The sequence below is a fragment of the Vibrio sp. 10N.247.310.17 genome, from assembly GCF_041466605.1.
Lineage (GTDB): Bacteria > Pseudomonadota > Gammaproteobacteria > Enterobacterales > Vibrionaceae > Vibrio > Vibrio tasmaniensis_A.
This window is the reverse complement of record NZ_JBFSTC010000021.1, coordinates 14736-27015: the sequence shown is the minus strand read 5'-3', so window position 1 is coordinate 27015 and position 12280 is coordinate 14736. Positions and strand designations below refer to the sequence as shown.

Below are 12280 nucleotides of genomic sequence, written 5' to 3'. Positions count from 1 at the left end.
GGTCAACATGAAGATTAATAAAAATCGACTCCTAGTAGGGCTCCTTCCTGCATTATTAGCAGGGTGTGCAACTCCTGGCTCTCACCTTTCGACAGGCAACAAGAATGTGATTCAGCCTTCAGAGCAACAGCATAAGTCTGATATTTCTGATGTGGTTAACCTTTATCCACTGACGGCTCAATCTGTATCGAGTTACCAAACAAACACTCTGTCGGTTTCACAAGCCAACCCTAAGCTTGATATCGATGTCGCAAAATATGAATATCAAGTGGGTGTCGGTGATATTTTGAATATCACCATTTGGGATCATCCTGAATTAACGATTCCAGCGGGTTCTTACCGTAGTAGTACCGAAGCGGGTAACTGGGTTCATGCTGACGGAGCAATTTTCTATCCATATATTGGAACAGTAGAAGTGTCAGGAAAAACCGTTCGCGAAATTCGTTCTGACATAGCAGCACGTTTGGCGAAATACATAGAAAGCCCACAGGTTGATGTTAACGTGGCGGCCTTCCGCTCTAAGAAAACCTACATTACAGGTGAGGTGTCTAAACCAGGGCAGCAAGCGATTACCAATATCCCATTGACGTTATTGGATGCCGTGAACCGTTCTGGCGGTTTATCCGAAGATGCTGATTGGCGAAATGTTTCATTGACGCGTAACGGCATTGAAGAAAGCCTGTCTTTGTACGGCTTGATGCAGCGAGGTGACCTCACACAAAACCGTTTACTGCAAGCGGGTGATATTGTTCACGTGCCTCGTAATGACAAGCAGAAAGTATTCGTGATGGGTGAAGTAAAAGAGCCGAAACTATTAAAGATTGATCGAGTGGGTATGAGCTTGACTGAAGCCCTCAGTAATGTTGGTGGAATAAATGAACTTACAGCTGACGCAACGGGGGTGTTTGTGATTCGAACTTCTGATGATAAATCAGAACGCATGGCCGACATTTACCAACTTAATATAGAAGATGCCTCAGCACTGGTAATTGGTACAGAGTTTGATTTAAAACCTTACGATATTGTTTATGTAACGGCAGCGCCAATCAGCCGCTGGAACCGTGTTGTTGGGCAGTTACTACCAACCATTAACGGAATTAATAATTTGACTGAAGGTGCATTACGTATCCGTAATTGGCCTTAGGTTTAGATAAAGTAGTCATCAGGTCACATTTCATATGTGGTCTGGTTTTTATGTTTACAAGCTCGTTTAGTTTATAAATATGTGTAGCTTATTAAGCCCATTACAGTTAGAAATCAGTTATGTTTAATAAAATTTTAGTGGTCTGCGTGGGTAACATTTGTCGCTCCCCGACTGGAGAGCGTGTTCTTCAAAAGTTGTTGCCTAATAAAGAAGTAGCCTCTGCCGGAATTGCAGCTGAAAAAAGTCGTTTAATCGGTAAACCAGCAGACAAGACTGCGATTGCAATTGCCTCAGAAAATGAGGTGGATGTTGAAAACCATCAGTCTCAACAAGTTACGCCACAGCTTTGTGCTCAATATGACTTAATATTGGTAATGGAGAAGGGGCACTTAGAAGCGGTCACTCAAATCTCACCAGAGGCGCGCGGTAAAACCATGTTGTTTGGCCAGTGGATTGGTCAAAAAGATATTCCCGATCCCTACCGTCAAAGTCGTGAGGTGTTTGAACACGCGTATCATCTGATTGACGAAGCGGCACAAGCTTGGGCGAAAAAGCTGTAGGTACAATTTTACCGTGTTTAAATGTCGTGCTCTAAACGTAAACGTGGCCAAGCTCCAACAGAATTATATAAAAGAGAAGTACACATAGCGTATATATCGTCTCTTAAGTAGCAATAATTTAGGAAGTAGTAATCTGATGACAAAACAACCATCTCAGCAATCACCAACAGATAACTCTGATGAGATAGATTTAGGAAAACTGCTTGGTATCTTGCTAGATGCCAAATGGCTAATTATGCTGACCACATTCGCTTTTGCTGTGTTTGGTATTGCGATTGCTCTGCTTTCAACGCCGATATATAAAGCGGATGCTTTGATTCAAATTGAAGAGAAGAGCTCTGGCGGCATTTCATCGATGGTTGGTGATATGGGAGAGCTTTTCTCTCAGGAATCATCTGCGACTACAGAAGTGGAGATCATTAAGTCTCGCATGATCTTGGGCGAAACGGTCGATAAATTCAATCTTACTACAGTGACCTCTCCGAACTATGTGCCAATTGTCGGTAAGGGCTTTGCTCGATTAAGCGGCAATATTAACCATATTGTGGTTAGCCGTTTCACCTTGCCAAACTATGCGAATAGCTACGCACATACGATTAAAATTCTCGATGCCGAGCAAGGAACTTATCAATTGGCACGTGAAGATGAGCGTATTATTTTGCAAGGTAAAGTAGGTGAACTAACAAGCTATGATGGGTATAGTTTGTTTGTGGCAGGTTTTGAATCACATAACAATTTTGAATTCTCAATTAGCAAACGTAGCCGATTGGAAGCGATAGGATGGTTGAAATCTTCTTTGTCTCTATCTGAGCAAGGTAAGCAAAGTGGTATTTTGAAGCTAAGTTTTGAAGGCGAAAATAAACAGCAGATTTCTGATATTCTCAACCATATTAGTCAGGTTTACTTTTTACAAAACGTGAAACGTAATTCAGCGGAAGCAGAGAAGAGCCTATCTTTCTTAGAAAGTCATCTTCCGGGCATTAAATCAGAGCTAACCGGTTATGAAGACGTACTAAATAATTACCGCCAGAAGAACGAGTCGATCGATTTGGGTTTAGAAGCACAATCAACCTTGAAGGTAATGGTTGAGCTTGAAGCACAGTTGAATGAATTGACGTTTAAAGAGAGTGAAATAAGCCAAAGATTTACCAAGGACCACCCTGCATACAAAGCCCTGCTTGATAAGCGTAAGACGTTATTTGGCGAGAAAGAGCGTCTAAACAAGCAAGTACAAAAGTTACCGAGAACACAACGCGAAGTCTTGCGTATGACACGTGATGTTGAAGTAAACCAACAAATCTACATTCAGCTTTTAAATAAGGTGCAAGAGCTAAGTATCATTAAAGCTGGTACGGTCGGTAACGTTCGTATCTTAGATGACGCTCAAGCGTATGCTCACTCTGTAAAACCTAAGAAGCCGCTGATTGTTGTGTTAGCAACGCTACTGGGTGGGATGCTAAGTGTTGCGTTGGTTTTAGTGAAAGCAGCGTTCCATCGCGGTGTTGAAAGTCCAGACCAAATTGAACAAATTGGCCTTCCTGTATATGCAGCCGTACCCAAATCAGATTTACAAGTAGAGTTAACCAATCGTTTTAAGTTGAAGAAACAGAAAACTAAGGGAACTCAAGCACTACTCGCCGAATCTAACCCTGCCGATCTGTCCATCGAGGCACTACGTGGCCTGCGTACTAGTTTGCATTTTGCGATGCTAGAAGCAAAGAATAACATTCTAATGATTTCAGGTCCTGCACCGGGTATCGGTAAGTCATTTATCTCAACCAATTTTGCCGCGGTTGCAGCAAAAACAGGCCAAAAGGTGCTGTTGATTGATGCGGACATGCGTAAAGGTTACCTACAGCAAAGTTTTGGTTTTAAATGGGACAACGGTCTTTCGGATCTGTTAAGTAGTAAACAGGAATTCTCCCAGTTTACTAAAACAGCGGCCGTAGCTAATTTAGATGTGATTACTCGCGGTCAGGTGCCGCCCAACCCATCTGAGTTGTTAATGCACCCACGCTTTGCAGAATTAATGGAGTGGGCTTCAAAAGAGTATGATTTGGTTATTGTCGATACACCACCGATACTTGCGGTAACTGACCCAAGTATTGTCGGTGCTTTTGCAGGTACCACCTTAATGGTAGCACGCTTTGGCCAAAATACTGTTAAAGAGATTGATGTTGCACGTAATCGTTTTGCACAGTCAGGTATTGAAGTAAAAGGTGTTATCTTTAACGCTATGGAAAAGAAAGCATCAAGTTCTTATGGTTACGGCTATTACAGTTATGCTTATACTAGTAATGAAGTAAAGTAGAAGTAGGAACATGATTCTAGTAGGGTTTACCCGTGGATGAATGCCTTTGGAGACGGTACGATGGCTAAATGCAATATTACACCTCGTCCCACAGTGTTTATTACACGAAATATCACGTAGTTTGGGTAACTAAATACTGTCGGCAAACCCTGAATCCTGGTATGTGCAGCTACCTACGGAAGGTTATGCCAAAGTTATTGCGTGGCGTTGAGATAGAGACAATAGGCTTTGATGAAGACCTTCTGCATATGATTATGCTTATCCCACCTAAGTACAGTATCTCTGACGTAATGGGAAAACTAAAAAGCCAATCGTCGTACCACAGGCGAAAAACATTCAGTCGGCTAAGTCAGATTTAATGGAAAGAGAACATTGTTTGGTCGCCAGGTTACTTTGTCAGTAGCGTAGGCGTGAATGAACAAATCATAGCGAGTTACGTTAGGCAGCAGGACGAAAAGGATTCGGGTCAACTCCGCATGGAGTTGTAACAATAGATAGCCCGTGCAAGTCTTTCTAACTGAATCTATGTATTGTTAAAACGGTGGTGGTGTGGGTAAAGCAAAAAATAAATAACGGGGTGTGATACTATAAATTTTGCGCAATCATAGTAGGTTATTCAATTTTTATGATGCTGCGATTTATATTTTTCTGATTAATTTAGGGTGTATCCCATACTACTATGTATTTTCCAAGGTCTCATCTGCTCTACTATTCTAAACAACACATGTTCCTTTAATTTGTCTAAATTACATTACACAAGCATTTACGTGTAAGATTTCAAACATAAACGAAGCTATAAAACTGATAAAATTGTGCAATCGAAAAATCAAGGTTGATTATCTCGACAACTCAATATCCAGATGTAAAGGAGCAACGAGCACTGGGTTGAGTTTGAGCTAGTGGTTACTCATATATAGGGCTAGAACGCAGCATTAAAATATAAGGGCCACATGGATTCCCCTAGTTGTCAAACATCCATCATAGATGCTCGGTACCTAGAGGGCATTAGTGCTTATGCTTTCTTGGGGCTACTACTGCGAGCGCGGGGAATCAGATAAATTTCAAATTGGGCAACAAGCACTTATTTTGTTAGAATGTAGTGCACTTATAACTCTATATAATGTAAACAGACTGTAACATATTGCCTTTAGGAGCCAAACCTGAGGGCGGTAGCGTGCCTAAATGCAAGTGGATGGCAAGTCTAGATGTTAAGATATGTCTTGGTGAGCTATAGGAGCCGTATTCTAAAAGTAAGCAAACCCTAAACTTTATAAAGGATTGCCTAAAAGAGGCCGTCTTAAAATGAATAAAAAATGTTTCAGCAGCTTAAAAATGGCGGAGACATTTTTGAGAGTTAAAACCTCAAAAACTCTATACATTTTCACGTTAGTGAGTTGTTACCAAACAGTACACCATAAGAGAAAACTATGAAGGTCCTCGTCACAGGCGGTGCAGGCTTTATCGGCTCAGCAGTTATCCGTCACATCATAAATAATACATCTGACAGCGTCATCAACGTTGATAAGCTCACTTATGCAGGAAATTTAGAGTCTCTTATCGAAGTTGATTTGAATGAACGCTATGTATTTGAACAGGTAGATATTTGCAATCGCTCTGAGCTCGACCGTGTTTTTGCGGAGCATAAGCCGGATGCAGTGATGCACCTAGCAGCTGAGTCGCATGTCGATCGTTCTATTACCGGCCCTGCAGCATTTATCGAAACCAATATTGTCGGCACTTATACCTTGCTAGAAGCGACACGCGAATACTGGAATAAACTTGAAGAGGATGCCAAAGCAGAGTTTCGTTTCCATCATATCTCTACTGATGAAGTTTATGGCGATCTTCCACATCCTGATGAAGTTCCAGAAGGGACAGCACTGCCAATGTTCTTGGAGACAACATCTTACGAACCATCAAGTCCATACTCGGCATCAAAAGCTTCGAGTGACCACTTAGTGCGTGCATGGTTACGCACTTACGGCCTACCTACTATCGTAACCAACTGCTCGAACAACTACGGTCCATATCATTTCCCTGAAAAGCTGATCCCACTGGTTATCCTTAATGCGCTAGAAGGCAAAGAGTTACCTATTTACGGTAAAGGTGACCAAATTCGTGATTGGTTGTTTGTTGAAGATCACGCACGAGCACTCTATAAAGTAGTAACCGAAGGCAGAGTAGGTGAGACATATAATATTGGTGGTCACAACGAGAAGAAAAACCTCGAAGTTGTGAATACGATTTGTGACATCCTAGATATGTTGGTACCGAAAGAGTCAGCGTATGCAGAGCAGATCATGTATGTTCAAGATCGCCCAGGTCATGACCGTCGCTATGCCATTGACTCATCTAAAATGCAGCGTGAGCTAGGTTGGACACCTGAGGAGACGTTTGAAACGGGTCTTATTAAAACGGTGCAATGGTATCTAGACAATTCAGCGTGGTGTCAAAATGTACAAGATGGCAGCTATCAGCGTGAGCGTTTGGGTGTAGAAACAACAGAATCAAAGGTGAAGAAATAATGAAAGGGATTGTTCTAGCTGGTGGCTCTGGCACTCGTCTATACCCGTTGACTCGTGGCGTATCAAAACAACTATTGCCTATTTATGATAAGCCAATGGTATTTTATCCGATCTCGACTTTAATGCTTGCTGGTATTAAAGATATTTTGATTATTACTACGCCTGAAGATAATGCAGGTTTTAAACGCTTGCTTGGTGATGGTTCTGATTTTGGTATTAATCTTGAATATGCGATTCAACCAAGCCCAGATGGCTTAGCACAAGCGTTTATTATCGGTGAAGAGTTCATCTGTGATGACAGCGTATGTTTAGTGCTTGGTGATAATATTTTTTACGGGCAGTCGTTTTCACAAACATTACAGAACGCAGCTTCAAGAGAATCTGGCGCTACTGTTTTCGGTTATCAAGTCAAAGACCCAGAGCGTTTTGGTGTGGTTGAATTTGATTCAGAAATGAAGGCGGTCTCGATTGAAGAAAAGCCGGAATTGCCAAAATCGAATTATGCAGTCACAGGTTTGTATTTTTACGATAATCGAGTTGTGGAAATGGCTAAACAAGTGAAACCGTCTCATCGAGGTGAGTTAGAGATCACCACACTCAATGAGATGTATCTTAATGATGGCTCATTAAATGTAGAGTTACTCGGTCGAGGCTTCGCATGGTTAGATACAGGAACACATGAAAGCCTTCATGAAGCCTCTTCTTTTGTGCAAACCATTGAGCATGTACAGGGATTAAAAGTGGCTTGTTTGGAGGAGATTGCTTGGCGCAATGGATGGTTGAGCGATGAGCAAGTTCTGACTTTAGCAAAACCTATGATGAAAAATGAGTATGGGCAGTATTTGACTCGTTTAGTTAGTGAAACTAAGAAAGAGGTAGCACACTAATGCGAGTATTAATAACTGGTTGTTACGGCCAGGTAGGCTCTTGTTTAACAGAAAAATTAGACAATTATAAAAGCATAACGCTATTAGCACTTGATAGAGAGCATCTAGATATTACGAGTCAAGAAGCCGTTAATGCGGTTGTTTCTGATTTTGCACCTACTGTTATTATTAATGCAGCAGCTCATACTGCAGTAGACAAGGCTGAAGAGGAGCTTGAGCTTTCTTATGCAATTAACCGTGATGGCCCTAAATATTTAGCACAAGCAGCACAAAGTGTTGGTGCGGCTATTATGCATATCTCGACCGACTATGTATTTGAAGGCAATAAAACGGGTGATTATGTCGAAATGGATAGAACAAACCCACAAGGTGTTTACGGGCAAAGTAAACTAGCTGGCGAGATTGCTGTTGCTGAAGCATGTGAAAAACACGTTATCCTTCGAACAGCTTGGGTTTTTGGTGAGCAAGGTAATAACTTTGTTAAGACTATGATTCGTTTAGGAAAGAATCGAGACACTTTGAGTATTGTCGGTGATCAGTTTGGTGGTCCGACTTATGCGGGTGATATTGCTAATACATTGATCCACATAGCGAAGCGTATTGATCAAGGTGATGCTGTTGAGTTCGGTATTTACCATTACTCGGGGTTGCCACACGTCAGTTGGTTTGATTTTGCTAATGCTATTTTTGATATTGCTGTTGAGCAAAAGGTGCTAGTGAAAAAGCCGAACTTAACAAGTATTACTGCTGACCAATACCCAACACCGGCAAAGCGCCCAAGTAACTCTCGCTTGAGTAACGAGAAAATTATGGCAAACTTCGCCATTGAAGCGAGTGATTGGAAGGCAGCTTTAAATAATATTCAAGCGTATACTGGATAATAAAATGAAAGTAATAGATACCCGTATTCCTGATGTAAAAATTATAGAACCAAGTGTATTTGGTGACGAGCGTGGTTTCTTTATGGAAACTTGGAATCAAAAAAAATTTGAAGAGCTTGTGACAGGTAAACCTGCGCAGTTTGTTCAAGATAACCATTCTAAGTCCAAGAAGGGGATTTTACGTGGACTGCATTACCAAACAGAAAACACTCAAGGAAAACTAGTACGAGTAGTGTCTGGTGAAGTGTTTGATGTTGCGGTTGATATTCGCAAAGGTTCTCCGACGTTTGGTCAGTGGGTTGGGGAGTATTTATCCGCAGACAATAAGCGTCAACTTTGGGTCCCGGAAGGCTTTGCTCATGGGTTTTATGTAACAACTGACGAGGCGGAGTTTGTATATAAGTGTACGGACTTTTATAATTCTAAAGCGGAAATATCTTTGAAGTGGAATGACGAAACTATTGCAATAGATTGGCCTTTGTCTGGTGCACCTGTATTGTCGTTAAAAGATGAAAATGCTGTTGACTTCAACTTGCTTATGAGAATGTTATGACAATATACATTTCAGTTGTTTCACATGGACATTCAGACTTAATAAATGAGCTTGGATGTGTTAATTCATTATGCTCAGGCGAGTTTCAAATAGTAGTTAAAAGTAACAAGCTTGGTGATGATTTTAATAGTCTGCAGCGCTATAAAAACTTTCATTGGCTTAATGATGATAATGATTATGGTTGTGGTTTTGGGGGAAATAACAATATAATTTTCAACTACTGTCGTGAATTGGGGATGGAGGCTTATGATTACTTTATTGTTCTAAACCCTGATGTGTCAATCTCAAAAAAAATGCTGTACTCACTTATAGATAATATGAACGAAAATAAAGCTAGATTATCAGCTATTAACTTACATAAAGATGTTAATGCTAATATTTCAGATAACTCAATTCGTAATTTCCCAAGATTAACTGACTTTTTTCTATCTTTTTTTGGAGGGAAAAATAAAACGATCGTAGATAAGAAAAATATTACGTTGCCGACTAAAGTCGACTGGGCAGCTGGTTCTTTTCTTGCTTTCAAATCGGAACATTACAAAACACTTGGTGGTTTTGATGAAAGGTATTTTATGTATTGTGAAGACATAGACATTTGCTATCGTAGTTATTTGATAAATGAAAGAGTATTATATTTCCCCTTTATTAAAGCTGTGCACTTAGCGAAGCATGCCAATAGAGACTACCTATCCAAGCATTTCTACTGGCATGTAATGAGTGCTGTTAGGTTTTTATTAAAGAAGAGGGGCATGCTTATCGGCTCTGAGAATATATTGAAATGAAAATAAGCATACGATAAATATACATATTTGAAGGTTAGTTTTGCAACTGGTGGAAGAGATAATATAAGGTTGCTAGCTTCATATTTTAATAAATTGCCATGAATAGTGTTGTATAATTTTTAATTTAGTAGCGTGTAACAAATAACCAAAATAGAGTGGTTTTAAATTTCTCATAAAAGGCAAACCATTCGTCAGTGTAAAAAATAATAGTTGATTACTATCAGGTAGATGCTGTTTTTAGGGCGCGTAATATCAGTGGCTAATTGTGTCGCCAAATTTTCCCAGTAAAGACATTACTAATAGTTATAGTATGATAAGTCAGTGTTTATCTACGGTAGGTATCATATTACACCTAGTTAATAATAATTCATATTAACTGCCAGTTTTTATAAAAAACCTGTCCCATAGATATCTATTTTTAATCCTTGACTGGCTGATTGTGTTGTTTTCTTAAGTGAGTATTTGTGGTGTTGTAAGAAATATAATCAGAAATATACGATCAAACTGGAATGAATTTTGAAATAATGTTAAATATGAGATTTTTTGTAACTAATTTTCATGTGGCGTAGCTCGATATCAACTACTTTCAACTTTAATTATTATAAATAGAGTAGTACTTTTTATGATTAAGAAACTGAACACGATTATCATAAAAATTAAGTGTAATCAAGATATAGAAAAAGTCTTAAAGAACAGCTCTTGGTTGCTGCTTGATAAACTGATAAGAATGGGTATGGGACTACTTGTTGGCGCGTGGGTAGCTAGATATTTAGGTCCTAGTGCTAATGGTGAATTAGCTTATGCTGTAGCCTTTGTTGCTTTTTTCCAACCTTTGGCGAATTTAGGTATGGATGGTATTGTTGTCAGAGAAATAACAAAAAAAATACAAATATCGAATGAGTTGCTTGGTACTACATTTATCTTGAGGTTAGTATCTGGCGTATTCTGCTGGCTGGTTGCTTGCTTTACCATTGGCTTTTTAGATGGATTCTTCTCTAGTTCATTTTTCCTTGTTACCCTAGTTGGCGCTTCATTGACCTTTCAATGTTCAGACACTATTGACCTGTGGTTTCAAAGTCAAAGCCAAAGCAAGAGAACTGTTGCTGCAAAATTATGTTCATACGCCATATCGAATATTATAAAAATAATATTAATTCTTCAAAATGCACCGTTATTTATATTCGCTATAATCGTTGCTTTAGAAGCATTATTATCAGCAATAGCTTTATTAATCGCTTATAAACGGTTTCCATGTGTTGAAAGGTGGATTTTGGTTAAAAGTAGAGCGCTTGATTTGATTAGGGAATCTTGGCCTTTTATTATTAGCAGTATCTCAATTGTTTTATACATGAGAATAGATCAAATTCTAATAAAAAACATATTAGGCGAAGAACAACTGGGTATATATGCAGCTGTATTACCATTATCTACACTATGGGCATTTATACCGATGACTCTCAGTGTTAGCTTAACACCATATATAACTAAAGTTTATAATGAAAATAGAGAGGATTACTTAAATTTATTAGGCAACATATTTAGATTTTTCTCTTTTCTAGGTTGGTTGGTTTGCTTGCCAATTTTTTTTCTTTCAGAAGAAATAGTGAATCTACTTTTTGGCATTGAATACTCGACCGGAGGGAGTGTTCTTCAAGTTATTATATTTACAAACTTATTTATCAATTTGGGGGTTGCTCAAAGTTTGTGGATCTTGACGGAAAGAAAGGCAAAATTAAATTTGTATAAGACATTTTTAGGATTAGTTGTCTGTATTATAGCAAACCTAATTCTTATCCCTAAATTAGGAATTCAAGGTGCTGCGATTAGTGCATTATTAGCACAATTGTCAGCCACGGTATTATCAAATTTTTTATTTTGTCGTAATATATTTTTTATGCAACTAAAGAGCATAGTCTTACTGAAATAAATGTAAGAGAACTGAGGTATTTATGGTAAGTAAAATCGCCCTTGTAGGCGCTACATCTAGCATAGGTAAAGCTTTATCGGCAAGACTGGATTCAAATGAATTCGAATTGAAAAAATATTCTCGTAATAGTGAAGAATTAACGGATGGAATTCAATTCGATGCTAATAATATAAATGGTGAATACATAGAGCGTTTGTTTGAAAAAAAATATGACATTTACATTTTCTCTCTAGGATTACTAATTCCAAAGAAAATTAGTGAACAGTCAGAAAATGAAATAATATCATCGTTAAAAGTAAATGCTATATTTATAGTTAAAGCCATTGAATACATATTAAACAGCAACGGTAGAGCAAGAGTGATTATTATTGGTTCTGAATCCGGAAGGAAAGGAAGTTATGATACTAGTTACTTTTTATCTAAATCTATGCTCAGAGCTTACGTCAGACAGAGAGGGGTTGGTGAGAATCAGCAACTACTTCTTTTATCACCATCAACAATTGAAGATTCTCAGATGACACAAAGTCGTAAAGACACTGAGGTTGTAAATAAACATAGAGAAAATCATCCAAAGAAGAGATTTCTTCATATGGAAGAGGTGACAGATGTTATATTTTATTTAATATCGAACGATAGCACTTATTTAACTAATACGGAAATAGAAATAAACGGTGGTAAGTTTTGCAGAATGAGATAGCTAATTGTAGTTT

At 38.8% G+C, this 12280-nt stretch carries 11 protein-coding genes and 1 pseudogene; all 12 read left to right on the top strand.

The window, feature by feature from the left end; all coding sequences use genetic code 11:
- The first annotated feature begins 7 nt into the window (after positions 1–7).
- Positions 8–1144 (top strand): polysaccharide export protein, encoded by a 1137-nt coding sequence (locus AB6D80_RS08495; protein WP_371707617.1) that lies wholly within the window; start codon positions 8–10, stop codon positions 1142–1144.
- A gap of 119 nt (positions 1145–1263) precedes the next feature.
- On the top strand, positions 1264–1704 hold the full coding sequence (locus tag AB6D80_RS08490) for a low molecular weight protein-tyrosine-phosphatase (protein WP_372188281.1): 441 nt from the start codon (positions 1264–1266) through the stop codon (positions 1702–1704).
- A 136-nt stretch (positions 1705–1840) separates the two neighbouring features.
- Complete coding sequence (locus tag AB6D80_RS08485) at positions 1841–4015, top strand: polysaccharide biosynthesis tyrosine autokinase (protein WP_372188279.1); 2175 nt, start codon at positions 1841–1843, stop codon at positions 4013–4015.
- A 68-nt stretch (positions 4016–4083) separates the two neighbouring features.
- Positions 4084–4374, top strand: coding sequence for an IS200/IS605 family transposase (tnpA, locus tag AB6D80_RS08480; protein ID WP_135385156.1), 291 nt, complete (start codon positions 4084–4086; stop codon positions 4372–4374).
- Between the two features lie 18 nt (positions 4375–4392).
- Positions 4393–4503: pseudogene (locus AB6D80_RS08475) on the top strand (IS200/IS605 family transposase); the annotation flags it as partial.
- A gap of 939 nt (positions 4504–5442) precedes the next feature.
- Positions 5443–6540, top strand: coding sequence for a dTDP-glucose 4,6-dehydratase (gene rfbB, locus AB6D80_RS08470; protein WP_372188277.1), 1098 nt, complete (start codon positions 5443–5445; stop codon positions 6538–6540).
- Entirely contained in the window at positions 6540–7427 is an 888-nt protein-coding gene (gene rfbA, locus AB6D80_RS08465) for a glucose-1-phosphate thymidylyltransferase RfbA (RefSeq protein ID WP_135385152.1), read from the top strand. The genes rfbB and rfbA overlap by 1 nt, the downstream gene beginning before the upstream one ends.
- Positions 7427–8308, top strand: coding sequence for a dTDP-4-dehydrorhamnose reductase (gene rfbD / locus AB6D80_RS08460; protein WP_135385150.1), 882 nt, complete (start codon positions 7427–7429; stop codon positions 8306–8308). The genes rfbA and rfbD overlap by 1 nt, the downstream gene beginning before the upstream one ends.
- 4 nt (positions 8309–8312) lie before the next feature.
- Positions 8313–8861, top strand: a complete 549-nt coding sequence (gene rfbC / locus AB6D80_RS08455) for a dTDP-4-dehydrorhamnose 3,5-epimerase (protein WP_135385147.1) — start codon at positions 8313–8315, stop codon at positions 8859–8861.
- Positions 8858–9643, top strand: a complete 786-nt coding sequence (locus AB6D80_RS08450) for a glycosyltransferase family 2 protein (RefSeq protein WP_135385145.1) — start codon at positions 8858–8860, stop codon at positions 9641–9643. Before rfbC ends, AB6D80_RS08450 begins: the two co-directional genes overlap by 4 nt.
- 622 nt (positions 9644–10265) lie before the next feature.
- Positions 10266–11570: a flippase gene (locus tag AB6D80_RS08445; RefSeq protein ID WP_135385143.1), complete on the top strand. Its 1305-nt coding sequence runs from the start codon at positions 10266–10268 to the stop codon at positions 11568–11570.
- A 22-nt stretch (positions 11571–11592) separates the two neighbouring features.
- Entirely contained in the window at positions 11593–12267 is a 675-nt protein-coding gene (locus tag AB6D80_RS08440; protein WP_135385141.1) for an SDR family oxidoreductase, read from the top strand.
- The last annotated feature ends 13 nt before the right edge of the window (positions 12268–12280 follow it).

Coding starts and splice junctions, on each gene's coding strand:
- tnpA (WP_135385156.1), top strand. CDS start 4,084: ATGCAATATTACACCTCGTCCCACAGTGTTTATTACACGAAATATCAC.
- AB6D80_RS08495 (WP_371707617.1), top strand. CDS start 8: ATGAAGATTAATAAAAATCGACTCCTAGTAGGGCTCCTTCCTGCATTA.
- AB6D80_RS08440 (WP_135385141.1), top strand. CDS start 11,593: ATGGTAAGTAAAATCGCCCTTGTAGGCGCTACATCTAGCATAGGTAAA.
- AB6D80_RS08445 (WP_135385143.1), top strand. CDS start 10,266: ATGATTAAGAAACTGAACACGATTATCATAAAAATTAAGTGTAATCAA.
- AB6D80_RS08485 (WP_372188279.1), top strand. CDS start 1,841: ATGACAAAACAACCATCTCAGCAATCACCAACAGATAACTCTGATGAG.
- rfbC (WP_135385147.1), top strand. CDS start 8,313: ATGAAAGTAATAGATACCCGTATTCCTGATGTAAAAATTATAGAACCA.
- rfbD (WP_135385150.1), top strand. CDS start 7,427: ATGCGAGTATTAATAACTGGTTGTTACGGCCAGGTAGGCTCTTGTTTA.
- AB6D80_RS08450 (WP_135385145.1), top strand. CDS start 8,858: ATGACAATATACATTTCAGTTGTTTCACATGGACATTCAGACTTAATA.
- AB6D80_RS08490 (WP_372188281.1), top strand. CDS start 1,264: ATGTTTAATAAAATTTTAGTGGTCTGCGTGGGTAACATTTGTCGCTCC.
- rfbA (WP_135385152.1), top strand. CDS start 6,540: ATGAAAGGGATTGTTCTAGCTGGTGGCTCTGGCACTCGTCTATACCCG.
- rfbB (WP_372188277.1), top strand. CDS start 5,443: ATGAAGGTCCTCGTCACAGGCGGTGCAGGCTTTATCGGCTCAGCAGTT.